General features: G+C 54.8%; 7 protein-coding genes. All 7 read left to right on the top strand.

What is annotated here, in order from left to right; all coding sequences use genetic code 11:
• Positions 1–42 precede the first annotated feature (42 nt).
• Complete coding sequence (locus ACYVJM_RS13090) at positions 43–2,481, top strand: ABC transporter permease (protein WP_461148693.1); 2,439 nt, start codon at positions 43–45, stop codon at positions 2,479–2,481.
• A gap of 5 nt (positions 2,482–2,486) precedes the next feature.
• The gene (locus ACYVJM_RS13085; RefSeq protein WP_461148692.1) at positions 2,487–4,910 is read left to right on the top strand and encodes an ABC transporter permease; all 2,424 of its coding nucleotides are present in this window, start codon (positions 2,487–2,489) and stop codon (positions 4,908–4,910) included.
• 103 nt (positions 4,911–5,013) lie between these two features.
• Positions 5,014–7,392, top strand: a complete 2,379-nt coding sequence (locus ACYVJM_RS13080) for an ABC transporter permease (protein ID WP_461148691.1) — start codon at positions 5,014–5,016, stop codon at positions 7,390–7,392.
• A gap of 96 nt (positions 7,393–7,488) precedes the next feature.
• Complete coding sequence (locus ACYVJM_RS13075; RefSeq protein WP_461148690.1) at positions 7,489–9,894, top strand: FtsX-like permease family protein; 2,406 nt, start codon at positions 7,489–7,491, stop codon at positions 9,892–9,894.
• Positions 9,895–9,970: 76 nt separating this feature from the next.
• Positions 9,971–12,397 carry an FtsX-like permease family protein gene (locus ACYVJM_RS13070; RefSeq protein WP_461148689.1) on the top strand — a complete coding sequence of 809 codons (2,427 nt, stop codon included), beginning with the start codon at positions 9,971–9,973 and terminating at the stop codon, positions 12,395–12,397.
• 103 nt (positions 12,398–12,500) lie between these two features.
• A complete protein-coding gene (locus ACYVJM_RS13065) occupies positions 12,501–14,951 on the top strand; it encodes an ABC transporter permease (protein ID WP_461148688.1) in 2,451 nt (816 codons plus the stop codon).
• Positions 14,952–15,058: 107 nt separating this feature from the next.
• Positions 15,059–17,485, top strand: a complete 2,427-nt coding sequence (locus ACYVJM_RS13060) for an ABC transporter permease (RefSeq protein WP_461148687.1) — start codon at positions 15,059–15,061, stop codon at positions 17,483–17,485.
• Positions 17,486–17,503 lie beyond the last annotated feature (18 nt).

Here is a 17,503-nt window from a genome sequence, read left to right as displayed (position 1 = left end):
ACTCCTCACTCCTCGCTCCCAACTTCTACATACTAACAAAACATGCTCACAAACTATATCAAAATAGCCTGGCGGAACCTGGTCCGTAACAAAGCCTTCTCGGCGATCAACATCGCGGGGTTAGCGATTGGATTGGCGACGTGTCTGCTTATCAGCCTGTTTATCCTCGACGAGCTGAGCTACGACCGCTTCAACGAAAAGGCCGACCGGATTGTACGGGTCGTTTTCCGGGGATCGTCGGCGGGCGGCAAGATGAACGAAGCGCACGTGATGCCCCCCACGGCTCAGACCCTCAAGGCCGATTATCCCGAAGTAGCGGACGCCACCCGGCTGCGTATGGCGGGCGCGCCGGTCATAACCGTAAACAACAGGACATTCCGGGATGCCGCCACGGCCTTCGTCGATTCCAACTTCTTTCAGGTGTTCACGCTGCCCCTTCAGCAAGGCGATGCCCGAACGGCGTTGACCCGACCCAACACCGCCGTCATCTCGCAGACGCTGGCCCGCAATTACTTCGGCAACCAGAACCCCATTGGTAAGATCATCACCATGAAAAGCTGGAAGGCTACCTACCAGGTAACGGGCGTGATCGACCCGATTCCCACCAACTCGCATTTTCAAGCCGACCTGTTCCTGTCAATGGCCAGCCTCCCGGAAGCCAACGGAAACTCATGGATGACCTCGGAGTTTTTCACCTACCTGGTCTTGCTTAAAGGCTACGATTACAAACAGCTGGAAGCCAAACTGCCGCAGGTCGTCGAGAAATACATGGGGCCGCAGCTGCAAAAAGCCATGGGCATGACGCTGAGCCAGTTCCGGCAGAAAGGCAACGATATCGGTTTGTATCTCCAACCCCTCACCGACATTCACCTTCATTCCGATTTCGCCTACGATCTGAGCCCGAGCGGGAACATCCAGTACGTCTACATTTCCGGGGCTATTGCGCTCTTTATCCTGCTCATTGCGTGTATCAACTTCATGAACCTGTCGACGGCCGGAGCATCCAAACGGGCCAAAGAGGTGGGTATTCGAAAGGTACTGGGATCGGTAAAACAGGCTCTGACAACACAGTTTCTGGTCGAATCTCTGCTCCTGACCGCCGTTGCGCTGCTGCTGGCGATTGGCCTGGTGTATCTGGCGCTCCCGGCGTTCAATGAACTGGCCGAAAAAAATCTGACGTTGAACTTTACGGCATCACCCTGGCTATTGCCGGGCCTGTTACTCTTTGGTCTGGCGGTGGGTCTGCTGGCGGGGAGCTATCCGGCGTTCTTTCTCTCGTCGTTCAAACCTATATCGGTACTCAAAGGCACCCGGTTTACGGGTAGCCGCAACAGCATCAGTTTACGCAGCGGACTGGTGGTGGTTCAGTTTTTCATTTCCATTACGCTCATAGTCAGTACAACGGTGGTGTATCGGCAGTTGAGCTACATCCAGAACAAGAAGCTTGGCTACGACAAAGAGCAGGTACTGGTATTGCCCGAAACCTGGCTGCTGGGCAAGAACGAAGAGGCCTTCCGCAATCAGCTCATGCAGGACTCGCGGGTAGTGAACGTCAGCACATCGGGCTACCTGCCGGCCGGACCCGGCAACAACAATAATTTCTTTGTCTACCCGGAATCCAATCGCAACGGCGACCCGGTCCCCCAGATCGTCAAGACGCTCCGCTACGATGTCGATTACAACTATATACCAACGCTGGGCATACAACTCGCCACCGGGCGCAACTTCTCGAAGACCTACGGCACCGATTCGACGGGGATCATTTTAAACGAAACGGCGGCCCGCACCCTGGGCTGGGCAAAAAATGCGCTGGGGCACAGCCTGAGCCGGGCCGATCGGGATGGTAAAGTCATGACCTACCGGGTGATTGGCGTGGTGAAAGACTTCCACTTCAAATCTCTGCACGAGCCCATTACCCCCCTGGTGATGGTGCTGGGCAGCAACTCCGGAACGGTCATTGCCAAAGTAAAAACCAAAGATATTTCCGGTTTGCTGGCGTCCCTGAAAACCCAGTGGAATCAGTTTACCACCGATGCGCCGTTCAATTATGCCTTTCTGGACGAGCGTTTCAACGCTACCTACCGTGCCGAACAGAAGACCGGCCTTATCCTCGGCATCTTTGCGGGGCTGACCATTTTTGTCGCCTGTCTGGGTCTGTTCGGGCTGGCAACGTTCATGGCGGAGCAGCGTACTAAGGAAATCGGTGTGCGGAAGGTGCTCGGCGCATCGGTAGTCGGCATTGTGTCGTTGCTGTCGAAAGATTTCCTGAAACTCGTCGGTATTGCCCTGCTGCTGGCAGTGCCTGTATCCTGGTGGGTCATGACCAAATGGCTACAGGATTTTGCCTATAAAATCGACATCGACTGGTGGATCTTTGCCCTGGCGGGCGTGCTGGCGGTTTTTATCACACTGCTAACCGTCAGTTTCCAGAGCGTAAAAGCCGCGCTGGTAAACCCGGTGAAATCGTTGAAATCGGAATAGGACCTATGCTAAAAAATTATATCACCACCGCCCTGCGCGTGTTACGGCGCAACTGGAATTACACCGTCATCAACGTGGTCGGGCTGACGTTCGGACTGGCGTGCTGTCTTGTTCTGTTTTTGGCCATCCGTTACGAACTGAGCTACGACCGGCACCACGCCAACGCCGACCGGACGTACCGGATCATCACCTACAACCGAGATTCGGGTGGCGACGGGCGCAATACAGGGGTACCCATGCCCGCCCTGGCCGCCCTTCGCACCGATTTCCCGGAGCTGGCTCACCAGGTCACGATGGCCTATGAACTTTTTGGCGGGCTGGTGCGCGTGCAGGACCGGCAAGGCAACAAGTTCCAGGAAAAAGAAGGCGTAATTGCCTTCGTCGAACCCGAATACTTTCAAATTTTCGACTACCAGTGGGTCAGCGGCAGTCCGAAAACGGCGGTGAGTAATCCACAAACGGCAGTACTCTCGGAGAAAATGGCGCACCGGTATTTTGGCGATACCAACCCGGTGGGCAAGACCATTCGTATCGATAACAAAATGGATTTTGTGGTGACGGGCCTCGTGAAGGACCCGCCGGTTACGAGCAGCGTGCCCTTTGAGGTGCTGCTGTCGTTTGCCTCCCTGAAACAATACGGCACCAATACCGACTGGAATGACTGGCAATCTAATTACAGCGGTGCCCAGATATACATGACGTTGCCGGAACAGGTGGCGTCGGCTCAGATGGAGAAGCGGTTTGTTCTGTTCACCCACAAATACATGAAACCGGAGCAGGTGAAAGACCTTCAGTACGAGTTACAGCCCCTCACCAACATTCACTTCGACACCCGCACGGGCAACTCGGCGGGCCGAACGGTGAGCAAACAAATGATCTGGGCCATGGCACTGATCGGGCTGTTCATTCTGATAACTGCCTGCGTCAACTTCATCAACCTGGCAACGGCGCAGGCCATTCGCCGGGCTAAAGAAGTGGGTGTCCGGAAAGTGCTGGGCAGTTCGCGGACGCAGTTGGTGCGGCAGTTTCTGAGCGAAACGGGTTTGCTGACGGGACTGGCCATCGTGCTGGCCTTCATGGTAGCCGATCTGTCCATACCCTATGTATCGGAACTGCTCGATATTAAACCAACGTCGCTACAGCTCTTCAACTTCAGCGTTGTTTCGTTCGTGCTCCTACTGGCGTTGCTGACAACGGTGCTGGCCGGGTTCTATCCGGCATTGGTGCTGTCGGGCTACCAGCCCGTGCTGGCCCTGCGGGGTAAGATGCGCCTAGCGGGCAGCAGCCAACTCACCCTGCGCCGGGGCCTCATCGTGTTTCAGTTTGCCATTTCGCAGATGCTCGTGATCGGCACGATCATCGCCTATAGCCAGATGAAATACGTCCGTACGGCCGATCTGGGCTACAACAAAGACGCCGTCCTGACGGTGAACATACCCGACCAGAAGCCGGGCCAGTTGGAAGCTTTGCGGGCTAAACTGGTTGGGTTACCTAATGTCAAAACGTTGAGCTACGGCATTTCCATTCCGTCGTCGGATGGTAACTGGTGGAGCGGTTTCCGTTACGAAAACGCCGACAAAGACGCCGATTTCAGTATCGTCATGCGCTTTGCCGATACATCGTATATCAACACTTACGGGTTGAAACTCATTGCCGGACGCATGTACCAGCCCGCCGACACCAGCCGCGATCTGGTCGTGAACGAGTCTTTTGTCAGGAAAATAGGTCTGCGCAATCCGCAGCAGATTCTCGGAAAACACATCAGGATTGGGGCCAATAGTCCTCAAAAGGAAATTGTTGGCGTTGTCCGCGACTTCAACACGTTCTCGCTCCACCAGGAAACCGACGCCTGTGTACTCACCAACCGCCGGGATGCCTATCACTCGCTCGGCATCAAACTCTCGACGGGTCAGGGCGGCACCGAATCGATCCATAAACTTGTTGCCGAGGTCGAAACCGCCTGGAATGCCACTTTCCCGGACTTTGTCTTCAGCTACGAATTTCTGGACCAGACCCTGAACAGTTTCTATAAGAGCGAAGAGCGCATGTATTCACTGTTCCGGCTGTTGGCGGGTATCGCCATTTTCATCGGTTGTCTGGGCCTCTACGGCGTGGTGGCGTTCATGGCTGAAGCCCGCACCAAAGAGGTCGGTATCCGCAAAGTGCTGGGGGCGTCGGTGGGCAATATTGTGAGCCTGTTTTCGGCGGATTTTGTCCGGCTGGTCTTCATCGCGCTGGTCGTTGCCTCGCCGGTAGCCTGGTATGTTATGGGCAAATGGCTCGCCGATTTTCCGTATAAGATCGACATCGAATGGTGGATGTTCGCCCTGGCGGGTGTGCTGGCAACCGGCATCGCGCTATTGACCATCAGTTTCCAAAGCATCAAAGCCGCCCTGATGAACCCGGTGAAATCGTTGCGATCGGAATGAAACAGAAAGGAGTGGGGAGTGAGAAGCGAAGAGTGAGGAGCCATCCGGCGGCACAACACGCGTCAGCAACTCCTCACTCCTCACTCCTAACTCCTGTATACTCATGCTACGAAACTATCTCAAAATCGCCTTCCGCAACCTGACCCGAAACAAGGCGTTTTCGGTCATTAACCTGCTCGGTCTGTCTACGGGCATCACCGTATGCCTGATGATTTTCCTGTTCATCAGCAATGAATTCAGCGTAGATAACTTCCACAAAAATGGAAAGAGCATCTACCGCGTCATGCGCGGCATCGAGAATGAAGGGAAAGAGATCGCGGTCTCTTATCTGTCGGGGCCGTATGCACCGGCCTTGCTTACTGATTTTAAAGGGCAAATAACCCAGGCGGTACGGGTCAACCCGACCGATGCGCTGGTCAGTGCACAGGATAAGTCGTTCCATGAACGCAAAATCATCGATGTCGACGCTAACTTCTTTACACTCTTTTCCTTCCCGCTGCTGAAAGGTGATCCAGCAACGGTTTTGACAGAACCGGCCAGCGTTGTGCTCACCGAATCGACGGCCCAAAAGTATTTTGGCAGCATCGACAAGGCGATGGGTCAGCTCATTAAAGTCGACAAAAATCTGCCGCTCAAAGTCACCGGTATTGCGCAGGATGTGCCCGCCAATTCGCACCTGGATTTCGACCTGGTGATCCCACTGGAGAACTATAAGGACCGGAGCTACATGAACATCTGGATCAACAACGGTCTGTACACGTATGTACAGTTGGCTCCAACGGTTAGCAAGGAACAGGTTGAGCGCAATTTCCCGCGCTTCATGGACAAGCACATGGGGCAACTCATGAAGCAGGCGGGCTATCATTTCAAGCTGTCGCTCACCCCCATGGAATCTATTTACTTTGAACAGTCGGCCTTCGACAGCGTGAAGCACGGCGACAAAAAAGTCGTTTATATCTTCCTGTCGATTGCCATCCTCATTCTGCTGGTGGCCTGCATCAATTTCATGAATCTGTCGACAGTGCGGGCGGTGGAGCGATCGAAGGAAATTGGTGTTCGCAAAGTACTGGGTGCCTTCAAAACGCATCTGGTTTGGCAGTTTATCGGCGAGTCGCTGCTGCTGGCAACGTTCTCGAGCCTGATTTCACTGGGACTACTGGCCCTGGCTTTTCCCTTCTACAAAGAGTTGCTGGGTTACCCCCTGAATCTGGCCGTTTATGCCGGTCCGATCGGGCTGTTCCTCATCGCCATCATCGGGCTGGTGGGTTTTCTGTCGGGGAGTTACCCGGCCTTTGTACTGGCTGCCTTTTCACCCATCCAGGCGTTGAAAGGCAGGTTACGGATGGGCAAAGGCGGCACATCGCTGAGGCAGGTGCTGGTGGTGGTGCAGTTCAGCATTTCGATACTCCTCATGCTCGGAACAGCCATCGGTACCCAGCAGATGAACTACCTCAAAAACAAACAGCTCGGGTACCAGAAAGAGCAGACCCTCGTCGTCCCCATCGACAACGACGACATCTATATGTTCTTCCTCAGGCATAAACAGGAACTGCTGGCCCAGAGCCGGGTGGAGGCCGTTTCGATGATGTCGGGCGAGCCGGGGGGCTTTTTCGATGGGCTTATGTTCGATGTCGAAGCACACCCTAACCGGTGGAAATCCCGAACGGAGTTTGCCGATTTCGACTACGTAAAGACCCTGGGGTTAAAAGTTATTGCCGGTCGCGACTTTTCGGCCCAATACCCTTCCGACACCACGCGGGCGGCCCTGATCAATCGCACGGCGGCTGCGCGGCTGGGATGGACGCCGGAAGAAGCCGTCGGCAAGTGGTTGAAAAACACGTTGCGGGATAGCACGAACCGCACCATCATTGGTGTCGTCGAGGACTTCAATTTCCTTTCCCTGAAAGAAGGCATCGAGCCCCTGGTGATCACCCCCAACGACGACCGGCGGGCGGCTCTGATCAGGCTGAGTCCGGGCAACCTGTCCGCTACGGTCGAAACTATCCAGCGGTTGTACGCCCAGACACGCCCGGCCTATCCGTTTGAGTACCACTTCCTGGATCAGAAGTTCGACCAGATGTACCAGGCAGACCTGCGTCAGCAAACGATCATGCGCGTTTTCGCCGGTCTGGCCATTTTTATCGCTTGCCTGGGTTTGTTCGGACTGGCTTCTTTTTCGGCCCAGCAGCGCACCAAAGAGATTGGCGTCCGAAAGGTATTGGGCGCATCGGTGGGCAGTATTGTCAACCTGCTTTCCGGCGATTTTCTGAAACCGGTGGGCATTGCCATTCTGATTGCCAGCCCGATTGCGTGGTATGCGATGAATGAATGGCTGCAAAATTTTGCGTACCGCGTCGACCTGTCGTGGTGGGTCTTCGCGCTGGTCGGGTTGCTGGCGGTGGGTATCGCCTTGCTGACGGTGAGTTTCCAAAGCATCAAAGCTGCCCTGATGAACCCGGTGAAATCATTGCGGTCGGAATGACACGATTAGGAGTTAGGAGCGAGAAGTTAGGAGACTGACGCACGCTAGCTAACACCGGAGGGCTCCTCGTTTCTAACTCCTCAATACTAACTACTCATGCTCACAAACTATTTTAAAATTTCCTGGCGCAACCTCTACAAAAACCGAACGTATGCCCTCATCAATGTAGCGGGGCTGGCGCTTGGTATGGGGTGCGCATTGCTGCTTTTTGCGCTGATTCGCTCTCACTATCAGACCGACCAACATCACCGTAATTACGACCGAATCTACCAGTTCACGTCCCGGTTTACGTCGGCTGAGGGCGATTTCAACATCCGGGGCGTGCCCTATGCGTTTGGCAGGGCACTCCGCACCGACCACCCTAATCTGGAGCAGGTGGCCATGGTTGATGAATGGTATGCACCGATGTTGTCCATACCGGTAGCTAACAAAGCGGACAAAAAAATTAAGGACGGCCAACATATGGGCGCGTTTGCCGAACCGGCCTTCTTTCGCATCTTCGATTATACGTGGCTGTCTGGCGGCCCCGAGGCCCTTCGGCAGCCCAGTACCGTAGTGATGAGCCGCGAGATGGCGTTTAGGTGCTTCGGCACGGCAAACGGCGTAATCGGTAAAACCGTTCGGCTTAATGCCCGCACCCCGGCGCGTGTGGTGGGCGTTTTTGCCGATTATCAGGATAACACCGACCTGGCCTATTCTGTCATTGCTTCGTGGGCATCGCTGGCCCAGCAGCGGGGCAGCCGTCCCGAAGACGACCGATTCGACAACACCAACGGCAGCACCCACTGTTACGCGCTGTTCGGCAACCGATTTACGCCCACCGACTGGAATCGGGAACTGCCTTCGTTCGTCAAAAAATATAACCCTGAGCAGGCCAAAGGCACCTCCTACCCGGCGGTTGCCTTCAGTGCCATGCACCTCTCGCCCGAATATGGTGGCGTGAGTCGGGGATTGCTGCTATCGTTGCTGGCCATCGGGCTCCTGCTGATTGGCACGGCGAGTATAAACTTTGTCAACCTCGCTACGGCGCAGGCCCTCAACCGGGCGCGGGAAGTGGGTGTCCGGAAAGTGCTGGGCAGTACTCAAAGCCAGCTTTTCTGGCAGTTCATGGGCGAAACGGCGGTTATTGTTATCGTCGCCACGGTGCTGGCATTGAGTCTGTTTCAGTACGGGCAAACACTGGTCCACCAATACATGCACGGCCCCTTCCGGTTTACGTTCTATTTCTCGCCGTCGGTGCTGGTGGGTCTGCCCCTGCTGATTTTGAGTGTTATCGGGCTATCGGGTTTATACCCGGCGCTGGTGATGGCGGGTTTCCGCCCGGTGGTTGCATTGGCGGGCCGGTTCACCAAACAGCAGGCGGGTGGTTTCTCAGTAAGGCGGGGGCTGGTGGTCGCCCAGTTTGCTATTTCGCAGTTGCTCATCATCGGCCTCGTCGTGATCACGAATCAGCTGACGTATGTGCAGCAGAAAGACCTGGGCTTCCGCAAAGATGCTGTCCTGACCGTGCGCCTGCCCGATGTACCCGCGCAGGACCGCAGCAAGCTGAATGCGTTTCGCCATCGGGCTACGGCCCTACCGGATGTAGCCGGGTTCAGCTATTCGATGGGCGGTGCTCCGCAATCGGGCTGGATTAGTCAAACGATCGTTTGGTTCGACAACCGACCGAATAAAGAACCCTACGCTCCGCAACAGACGTGGGTCGATGCAGATTACGTCGGTCTGTACGGGCTGAAACTGGTTGCCGGGCGTAATCTGCACCCATCCGACACAGCCCGCGAAACGCTCATCAACGAAACGTTCATGCACCGATTGGGTATCCGTCAACCCGAAAAGGCGTTGGGCAAGTTTATCCGTAAAGGCGGCATGGCTCCCCTGGAAATTGTGGGTGTCCTGAAAGATTACAATCAGTCGGACCTTAAAGAAAGCATCACGCCCCTGTTCATGACAACCCTGGCCGAGGGCTACGGCTCGGCAAATATTCAGCTGCGCTCGACCAACTTCACCAAGGCCTTGAAGCAGCTGGAAACCGTATATAATCAGGTATATACCGATAGTTTTTTCGAACCGGCATTCGTTGATGAACAGATTAGTTCAGCTTACCAGCGTGAACAGACGATGAGTTTGCTGATCAACGTCTTCTCGGGAGTAGCGCTCTTTATTGGTGGCATGGGATTGTATGGCCTGGTGCTGTTTATGGTGGCCCAAAAGACCAAAGAAGTGGGTATCCGAAAAGTGCTTGGGGCCAGCAGTGGCAGCATTCTATGGCTGTTCAGCCGGGAGTTTGTCCGATTGCTCGTAGTGGCCTTTGTCGTAGCAACACCGGTAGCCTGGTGGGTGATGGACGGCTGGCTGCAGAGTTTCCAATACCGGATTTCGCTCAGCCCCGTCATCTTCCTGATCGCCCTGCTGGCAACCCTGGTCGTGGCCTTATTGACGGTTGGTTTCCAAAGCATCAAAGCTGCCCTGATGAACCCAGTCAAATCATTGCGGTCGGAATAGGAATGTCGACGCACGTAGAGACAGGGCATGCCCTGTCTCTACCTACCCTACCCCCACGCACCAACCCCTCTGCCCTATGCTCACAAACTACATCAAAATCGCCCTGCGAATCGTCAGAAAAGATTCCACCTTCACGCTCATCAACGTGGTGGGGCTGGCTACCGGTTTGGCGGTGGCGTTACTCATTATCCAGTATGTTCGGTTCGAGTTGAGTTATGAAAATACCAACCCGCAGGCGAATCGGCTGGTGCGGCTTACCATCGACTATCTGAATGGGGGAGCGGTGAACTCGCAGGATGCCGAAACCTACCCGCCCATTGGTGCCAAAGCCCAACGGGAAATGAAGGAAGTTGTCAATTATACCCGCGCCTATCCGTTACGAAAACCCGATGTGACAGTTCAGATTGGTGAGCAGTATTTCCTGGTCAACAACGTCTACGCGGTCGATTCCTCCTTTTTTGCCATGTTCAACTACCCGTTACTGCGGGGAAGTCGCAGCGGACTTTTTACCCGAACACGGCAGGCGGTACTGACAGAAGCGATGGCGATGACCTACTTCAATACGCTCGATGTGGTGGGCAAAACGCTGAAGATACCAAAGTCGGAAGGAAGCGTTCTGCTCGAAATAGCGGGCGTCGTGCCAGACAGCCCGGCCAATACGCAGTTGAAATTCGATATGCTTATCTCCTACCCGACGATGCTGTCGGACTTTGGCGAACGGGAAGACAACTGGAACAACAATAACACGTATACGTATGTGCAACTGGCCGAAAATACCCCGTACGAAGGGTTCACCAAATCGCTGGCGGCTTTTAGTGACCGACTGGTCAACGAAAGGAAGATACACAACGAGCAGGTGATTGCTCAGAAGATCGGTGACATTCACCTGTATTCCCATAAGAACTTTGAAACAGAACCGAATGGCGACGCGCGATCGGTGTATTTCCTGCTGGGCGTCGCCATTCTGGTACTTCTGAGCGCCTTCGTTAACTACATAAACCTGACCACCGCCAAAGCCCTCGACCGGGCGCGGGAGATCGGCATGCGAAAAGTCGTTGGCTCGACGCAGACCCAGATACGAACCCAGATTTTCACTGAAACGATTCTGGTCAATATCGTTGCCGGGGCTTTGGCAGTGGGGCTGGTCGCGGCCCTGCGCCCGGTATTTGTGGCGATGGCGGGTCTGCCCAACGGCTTCAACGTGTTAAACGACCTGTTCTTCTGGGAAAGCGTCGGGGCGTTTCTACTGCTGAGTATTGTGCTGTCGGGCTTTTACCCGGCTTTCGTGCTGTCGTCGTTCGATCCGATCGCCGTTCTCAAGGGTAATTTTTCGCACTCGGCCAAAGGCGTATTGCTGCGTAAGTCGTTGGTGATTACCCAGTTTGCCGTTACTCTGATTCTGCTGGTGCAAACGTTCGCCGTGTACCAGCAGGTTAATTTTCTGCGGGACCAAAACCTGGGCGTGAACCTCGACCACACGCTCGTGGTAAAAGCCCCCGTAGGGAAAAATGCCCGGCAGGATTACGGTCGGTTCCGGCAAATGCTGCTCGATCAGGCGCAGGTGAAGGCCGTATCGCTGTCGGGCACGGTACCGGGTCTGGGTTCGACCCAGATGGGAACAACAACGGGGATCAACCTGTCGGACGCTGTTAAAAAAACATATTACAACTTCTACCTGACCCGCATCGACACGTCGTTCATCGACCTGATGGGCCTCCAATTGCTGGCAGGCAAGAACTTCGACGCCACCACCCGGCCGGGCTTTGCCGACACAACCGATCGGCAACTGATTGTCAACGAGGAAGCGATCCGGCTCTGGGAGATTCCATCGCCCGAAGAAGCCATCGGCAAACGGGTAGACTTTTGGGGACATAAAGCGACGATTCGGGGGGTTATCAAAAACTACCACTACGAATCGCCCAAGGCAGCTCATATTCCGATGATCCATATGTATTCGCCCGATTTCACCTCGTTCGCCAGTGTGAAGTTTGCCGGGGGCAACGCCAAAGAGCAACTCACGACACTGAAGCGGATTTACGAGGCCAATTTCCCCTATTCGCCGTTCAGCTATTTCTTTATGGACGCGGAATATGACAAGCAATACAAAGCCGACGACCGCTTTCAGCAGGTATTTGGCGCCCTGACGGGCTTCGCCATTCTGATCTCCTGCCTGGGCCTGTTCGGGCTGGCGACGTTCACCGTTACCAAGCGTACGAAGGAGATCGGTATTCGTAAAGTGATTGGTGCCAGCACGACCAACCTGATGCTGTTGCTCTCCAAAGAATTTATCCGAACCGTCCTGATTGCCATACTCATTGGCCTGCCTGTTACCTATTTCCTGGTTAAAAACTGGCTGGCCAATTATGCGACCCGTATCGAACTGAGCTGGTGGCTTTTCGCGGCCCCCGCCCTATTGATCCTGATTCTGGTACTTGTATCCATTAGCAGTAAAACCATTGCAACCGCCCTGATGAACCCGGTAAAATCATTGCGGTCGGAATAAACCAGGAAGGAGTGAGGAGTGAGAAGCGAGGAGTGAGGAGCCATCCGGCGGCACAACACGCGTCAGCAACTCCTCACTCCTCGCTCCTAACTCCTCAATACTTATGTTAAAAAGCTATCTCACAACCGCCCTGCGCGCACTAAAGCGCAACTGGAGTTACTCCACCATCAATGTGCTGGGCCTGACGCTGGGTCTGGCCTGCTGTCTGCTGCTGTTTGTGGCCGTCCGCTACGAACTGAGCTTCGATAAGCACAACGCACACGCCGACCGGATTTACCGCATGCTCGGTGCGAACAAAACGGACCCCAACGGCAAGCCGAATACGGGCATCACGTTTCCGGCACTGGCTGCGTTGCGCAACGACTTCCCGGAGCTGAAACACCAGCTTACGCTGGTTACCCGGATAAAATCGGCGGTGGTTGCCGTACCGGGCAAGGCGAACGCCGATACCAAACGTTTTCAGGAAACGGACGGCGTAATCGCTTTTGCCGAGCCGGAGTACTTCACCCTCTTCGATTATACCTGGAAAAAAGGCAGTCCGCAAACGGCGCTCTCCAACCCGAACACAGTAGTACTTTCGGAGCGGATGGCGCATAAGTACTTCGGCGATGCCAACCCGATGGGCAAAACCATTCGGCTGGAAAACCGGATGGACTTTGTTGTAACGGGCATTATCGAGGACCCACTGCCTACGAGCAGCCTGCCGTTCGATGTGTTCCTGTCGCACGCGTCCGTACTGGCATATGGCAGCACCTCCCCCCCCGACGACTGGAAGTCATCCTATGGCGGAGCCCAGATTTACCTAATGCTGCCCCCGCCCACCCCCGGAGCAGAAACACCGTCGGCCCGGATGGAACGGCAATTGGTGAGTTTCGTCAATAAATACCACGACCCCGAGGATGCCAAAACACTGGCCTACATTCTACAACCGTTGACCAGCATCCATTTTGCGACCAACATATCGAATTATGCACAGCGGAGCATCAGCATTGAAATGATCTGGGCGATGGTGCTCATTGGCCTCTTCATTCTGGGAACAGCCTGTGTCAACTTCATCAATCTGGCGACGGCGCAGGCCATTCGCCGGTCCAGAGAAGTGGGTGTTCGGAAAGTGCTGGGCAGTACGCGCGGCCAACTGGTGCGGCAGTTTCTGGGCGAAACCAGTGTATTGACGGGTATGGCAGTTGTGCTGGCGCTGTTGGTCGCTCAGGTTTCGTTACCCTACGTGGGCGACCTGCTCAACATCAAGCCGGGAGCGGTAACCCTCTATAGCCCGACTGTGCTCGGGTTCTTACTGGTATTGGGCGTACTGACCACCGTGCTGGCGGGCTTTTATCCGGCCCTGGTGCTATCGGGTTATCAACCGATACTGGCCCTCAAGGGTAAGATACAATCGGCGGGCGCGACTAGTCAGTTGTCCCTCCGGCGGGGGCTGATTGTGGGGCAGTTTGCCATTTCCCAGCTGCTGATCATCGGCACCATTATCGCCTATAACCAGATGAGCTTCTTTCGCTCGGCCGATTTGGGCTACAATAAAGACGCCGTCCTGACGCTGCCTCTGCCCGACAATGATCCGGGGCCAATTGCCAATTTACGGGCTAAACTCACCGGTCTGCCGGGTATTCAGTCGATTAGCTTTGGCATGACCAGCCCTTCCTCAACCAGCAACTGGACAACGGGTTTTCGATACGGCAACGACGATAAAGACCCCGGCTACGGCATTCTGATGCGCCCCGGCGATACGGCCTATGTACGCACCTATGGTCTGAAACTCATTGCCGGGCGCATGTACCAACCCGCCGACTCTATCCGCGAACTGGTCATCAACGAGACGTTCATGAAACGGCTGGGCTTTCAGAAGCCCGAGCAGGTGCTTGGCAAACTCATGACGGTGGCGGGCGAGAGCGTGAAGAAACCTATTGTCGGCGTGGTGAAGGATTTCAACATGTTTTCGCTGCGGGAACGCGTTGAGCCAAGCGTCCTGACCACCCAGCGAGGCAACTACCGTACCATCGCCATCAAGCTATCAACCCGGCAGGGCGGCACCGAAGGCATCAGCCAACTGCTGAAGCAGGTCGAAACAGCCTGGACAGCTACCTTCCCTGAGTTTGTCTTCAGCTACGAGTTTCTGGACGAAACCCTCGCCAATTTCTACAAGAGTGAAGAACAAATGTATTCGCTGTTCCGGCTGCTGGCGGGCATTGCCCTGTTTATCGGCTGCCTGGGTCTGTATGGGGTGGTCGCGTTCATGGCCGAAACCCGCACCAAAGAAGTGGGTGTGCGAAAAGTGCTGGGCGCATCGACAGCCCACATCTTCGGTCTGTTCTCCTTCGACTTTGTCAAGCTGGTCCTGATCGCGCTGGTGCTGAGTTCGCCGGTAGCCTGGTACGTAATGGACAAATGGCTGCAAAAATTCATCTACAAGATCGACATCGAATGGTGGATGTTTGCCCTGGCGGGCCTGCTGGCGGTGGGTATCGCCTTGCTGACGGTGAGTTTCCAAAGCATCAAAGCTGCCCTGATGAACCCCGTGAAAAGTTTAAAAACGGAGTAGAGGGAGGAAAGGGAGTAGAGGGAGAAAGGGGAAAAAGAGTCAGCTGGCTATCTCTCCCGATTCCCTCTCCTCCTTCCTCCCTCTACCCCCTCTCCTCCCTCTATTCTATGCTAACCAACTATCTCAAAATCGCTTTTCGCAATCTCTGGAGAAACCGGGGGTACGCGGCTATCAATGTCGTAGGTCTGGGGGTGGCTTTCTGCATCGGCACCTTTCTGTTGCTGACGGCTTATCTGCACCTCACGTTCGATTCGTTCCATCAGGATGGCGACCGGATTTTCCAGGCATACCTCTTCGCCAACGATCCCGAAAAACCCACGAAAAGCGGAAACTTACCACTGCCGCTTACTCCAGCCCTTCATGCCGACTTCCCTGAGCTGGAAGCCACCCGCGTCATGGTCGGCCGGAAAAGTCTGGTCGAAGCCAATGGTAAGTATTTCGACAAGCTGATCAACTTCACGGACCCCGACTTTCTGAGCATCTTCTCGTTTCCACTCCGGGCTGGCAACCGGGCAACAGTCCTGCGCGAGTTGAGCAGCATCGTGATCAGTGAGAACATGGCGAAGGATCTGTTCGGCACGACAAACCCCGTAGGAAAGCGCCTTCGAATGGGCAACGATGGTCGTCAGAAAGACTATATCGTGACGGGCATTATTGCCGATGCCCCCGACAATTCATCCGTTCGTTACGATGCGCTGGTTCGTATTGAAAACGCCCCCGGCTATCAGGACAGCAAAGACAAGTGGGATGCTAATTCACACGGCGTATTTGTAAAATTACCCGCTCAGGTCGATCAGGCATCCTTTGAAGACCGGCTGAAACCCTTTGCGCAGAAGTATTATCAAGGCGCTATCGAGGAGCTCAAAAAGAAAAAGGCTCAGCCCGATTCGCGTGGTGATCTGTTTGCCGTACGCTTACAGAAACTCGCCAACGTCCATTTCAATCGGGATTTGAGCGACAGCAAGGGCACCCCCGTTGCGGTCATCTACGTGCTGATGGGTATGGCCTTTTTCATTCTGGCCATTGCCTGCATCAACTTCATTAACCTGAGCATTGCCCGGTCCTTTACCCGGGCGCGGGAAATTGGCGTTCGGAAGTCGCTGGGTGCGCTCAAAAGCAGTTTGTTCGTCCAGATCTGGAGCGAATCGGGCTTGATCTGCCTCGTGGGTTTTCTGGCCGGAACTGTGCTGGCTTACTTACTCATGCCTGCCTTCAACGCTCAGTTTGGGGCGAAACTCAAACTGGCCTATGCGCTCCAACCCGGATTCATTGCCCTCTGCATTTTTGTTATTGCGCTGGTTACGCTGGTGGCGGGTGGGTATCCGGCCTGGCAAATGGCCAAGTTCAATACGGTGGAGGTGCTCAAGGGCAAAGTGACGACCAAACGGCCGGGCGTGTTGCGCAATGCGCTTATCGTTACCCAGTTTACGCTCTCCTGCCTGTTGGTTTGCTGCACCGTTATTGCCTTTCAGCAGGTGGGGCATTTGCGCCAGAGTCCGCTCGGTTTCGATAAAGAGCAGGTAATCAGTATCCCGGTAGGTACGCAGGTAGACGGTCGGCAGGTGTTGCAGCGATTACGGAATAAACTGGCCAATGACCCAACCGTGTTGGCCCTGACTGGTACCAGCGTCAATTTGGGCAGAGGCAAAGACCGGGTAAATTCGAGATCGACCGTCGGGTACACGAACAAGGGCAAGAAAATCTCCACCGACATTTTGATGATCGACTATGACTATCTCAAGACGCTCAAAATAAAGCTGGTGGCCGGACGTGATTTTAACCGGGCCTACGCCAGCGATTCGGTCAACCGGGTGATCGTTACGCAAAGCATGGCCAAGATGATGGGCGTGGCCAATCCGGTGGGCATGTTGCTCGGCGATGATGAGGACACGACCGGCACCAAATCCCAGATCATCGGCGTCGTGCCCGATTTCCGACTGTACTCCATGGCCGACAACGCCAAACCAATCACCCTGTACTTATCGGCTACTGAGCCTATCCACTACGTTTTTGTGCGGGTAGCCCCGCAAAGCCTGGGCGGGGCCATGGAGAAGCTTCAGAAAGTGTGGTCCGAGGTGGCGCCCCAGTCGGAGTTTATGGGTTCGTTTCTGGACGAGAACGTCGATGCCTGGTATCAGAACGAAGAGCAGCTTTCGCAGATATTGAGTCTGGCATCGGGCGTGGCTATTCTGCTGTCGTGCATTGGTTTGTTTGCCATTGCCCTGCTCATGGTCGAACAGCGAACCAAAGAGATCGGTATCCGCAAAGTAATGGGTGCCAGCATTCCCGGTATTGTGCTGATGCTCTCGCGCGGCTTTGTTAAACTGGTGCTTATTGCGCTGTGCATTGCCGTGCCATTAGCGTGGTTCGGGATGCAAACCTGGCTGAACAACTACTCGTACCGCATCGATATAAGTCCGTGGGTATTTATTGGCGTAGGCCTTTCAGCCATTGTTATTGCGCTGGCTACGGTGAGTTTCCAGAGTATCAAGGCGGCCTTGATGAATCCGGTGAAATCATTACGTTCCGAATAACACTCCTAATGAATGTAA

This window comes from Spirosoma pulveris (assembly GCF_054781875.1).
This window is presented reverse-complemented; position numbering and strand designations above follow the sequence as displayed.